The 1,351-nt window shown below is 38.2% G+C and carries 4 protein-coding genes; all 4 read right to left on the bottom strand.

Annotation, left to right across the window (positions count from 1 at the left end; translation table 11 throughout):
• Window positions 1–192 precede the first annotated feature (192 nt).
• A complete protein-coding gene (gene gvpA / locus AN486_RS26515; RefSeq protein WP_015080752.1) occupies window positions 193–408 on the bottom strand; it encodes a gas vesicle structural protein GvpA in 216 nt (71 codons plus the stop codon).
• Between the two features lie 100 nt (window positions 409–508).
• Window positions 509–724, bottom strand: coding sequence for a gas vesicle structural protein GvpA (gene gvpA, locus AN486_RS26510; protein WP_015080752.1), 216 nt, complete (start codon window positions 722–724; stop codon window positions 509–511).
• Window positions 725–829: 105 nt separating this feature from the next.
• Window positions 830–1,045, bottom strand: a complete 216-nt coding sequence (gene gvpA / locus AN486_RS26505) for a gas vesicle structural protein GvpA (protein ID WP_015080752.1) — start codon at window positions 1,043–1,045, stop codon at window positions 830–832.
• A gap of 105 nt (window positions 1,046–1,150) precedes the next feature.
• On the bottom strand, window positions 1,151–1,351 hold a 201-nt coding region (gvpA, locus tag AN486_RS26500; RefSeq protein ID WP_290603055.1), incomplete at its 5' end, for a gas vesicle structural protein GvpA.

Raw genomic sequence — 1,351 nt, 5'->3', positions numbered from 1 at the left:
CATGAAGTTCTCCAAAAAATAGTAAATTAGCCCAGACCTAACAGAAATTGCTTCTCCAGGTACTACATTATAAGGATTCGTACTTTTTTGTAATATCCTTTGAGAAGCGTTGATTTCCAAATATCTAGATAATTAAAAAAAGCAGAACCAATATCAGGATTAATTAATCCTGATATTATGGAGCTTGCTTAATTAAGCAGGTACTGCTGCTGATTGGGTTAAACCAACTGCTTCAGCATACTTCAAGTAGGTTTCAACGGAAGCGATAACGATCCGAGCTTCGATTGCTAGTAATTCGATACCAACTAAGGAAACACGAACCCAAGCGTCAATTACGATACCTTTGTCGAGGATTCTATCAATAACTTCTGCCAAGCTGGAGGAAGAATTGGTCTTTTCAACTGCCATTTTTTTAATTCCTTGTGATTTGTTGTCGGAAACTTGGGAAATGCGGAGAATAACTATAAATATGAGTCATGGTTATTCTCCTACTTGGTAACTTGCTTAATTAAGCAGGTACTGCTGCTGATTGGGTTAAACCAACTGCTTCAGCATACTTCAAGTAGGTTTCAACGGAAGCGATAACGATCCGAGCTTCAATTGCTAGTAATTCGATACCAACTAAGGAAACACGAACCCAAGCGTCAATTACGATACCTTTGTCAAGGATTCTATCAATAACTTCTGCCAAGCTGGAGGAAGAATTGGTCTTTTCAACTGCCATTTTTTTAATTCCTTGTTATTTGTTGTCGGAAATTTGGGGAATGAGGAAAATAACTATAAATATGAGTCATGGTTATTCTCTAACTTGGGAACTTGCTTAATTAAATTAAGCAGGTACTGCTGCTGATTGGGTTAAACCAACTGCTTCAGCATACTTCAAGTAGGTTTCAACGGAAGCGATAACGATCCGAGCTTCGATTGCTAGTAATTCGATACCAACTAAGGAAACACGAACCCAAGCGTCAATTACGATACCTTTGTCAAGGATTCTATCAATAACTTCTGCCAAGCTGGAGGAAGAATTGGTCTTTTCAACTGCCATTTTTTTAATTCCTTGTTATTTGTTGTCGGAAATTTGGGAAATGAGGAGAATAACTATAAATATGAGTCATGGTTATTCTCTAACTTGGGAACTTGCTTAATTAAATTAAGCAGGTACTGCTGCTGATTGGGTTAAACCAACTGCTTCAGCATACTTCAAGTAGGTTTCAACGGAAGCGATAACGATCCGAGCTTCGATTGCTAGTAATTCGATACCAACTAAGGAAACACGAACCCAAGCGTCAATTACGATACCTTTGTCGAGGATTCTATCAATAACTTCTGCCAAGCTGGAGGAAGAATTGGT

This window comes from Anabaena sp. AL93 (assembly GCF_001672085.1).
Lineage (GTDB): Bacteria > Cyanobacteriota > Cyanobacteriia > Cyanobacteriales > Nostocaceae > Dolichospermum > Dolichospermum heterosporum.
Note: the sequence above shows the minus strand (reverse complement) of the source record. Positions and strands in the feature narration are given on the sequence as shown.

Excerpts from the sequence above, each read along its gene's own strand:
- gvpA (WP_015080752.1), bottom strand. The coding sequence starts at position 408 with ATGGCAGTTGAAAAGACCAATTCTTCCTCCAGCTTGGCAGAAGTTATT.
- gvpA (WP_015080752.1), bottom strand. The coding sequence starts at position 724 with ATGGCAGTTGAAAAGACCAATTCTTCCTCCAGCTTGGCAGAAGTTATT.
- gvpA (WP_015080752.1), bottom strand. The coding sequence starts at position 1,045 with ATGGCAGTTGAAAAGACCAATTCTTCCTCCAGCTTGGCAGAAGTTATT.